The sequence below is a fragment of the Psychrobacter sp. T6-1 genome (genome assembly GCF_052258445.1).
Window position 1 is genome coordinate 1 of record NZ_JBQQFC010000793.1, and the last position, 564, is coordinate 564.

General features: G+C 45.6%; 1 protein-coding gene. It reads left to right on the top strand.

The window, feature by feature from the left end; translation table 11 throughout:
- Positions 1-564, top strand: a 564-nt coding sequence (locus ACTXGO_RS16015) for a histidine phosphatase family protein (RefSeq protein WP_443575219.1), incomplete at both ends; no start/stop codon positions are given.

Here is a 564-nt window from a genome sequence, read left to right on the forward strand (position 1 = left end):
AATGACAACTATTTTGCTCGCCCGCCACGGACAGGCATCATTTGGACAAGAAAATTACGATAAGCTCTCAGAGCTTGGCATCAGGCAAGCTCAGCTATTAGGCGCGCATTATGGAGCGACTCAGCGCCGTATTGATGCGATTTTTAGTGGCAGCTTGGTGCGGCAAAAAGAGTCCGCCGAGCACTTTTGGTCGTATTATAAGGACTCATTTGCTCAAAGTGATACAAGGCTATCAAACCATATCTTTGATATGCAAACGCCCGATAGCTCAGTATTGCCGGTATTTAATGAATTCAATCATAGAGACGTGTTTATAAAATCCAATAGCGCATTTAGTAATCCAGGTACTATAGCGACAGAGATTGCTAAGGCACAAGTGCCCAATGTACGCCTAGCAGAGCTATTTGACGAGGCTATGCAGCGCTGGCATGCTGGCGACAATGATAGTGACTATATCGAAAGCTGGACTCAGTTCAACAAGCGTGCACAAAGTGGACTTGACACTATTCGGACTCAAATAACGCAGCGAGCTGATTTGGGTCATGATAGTACCGTGCTGGTTTT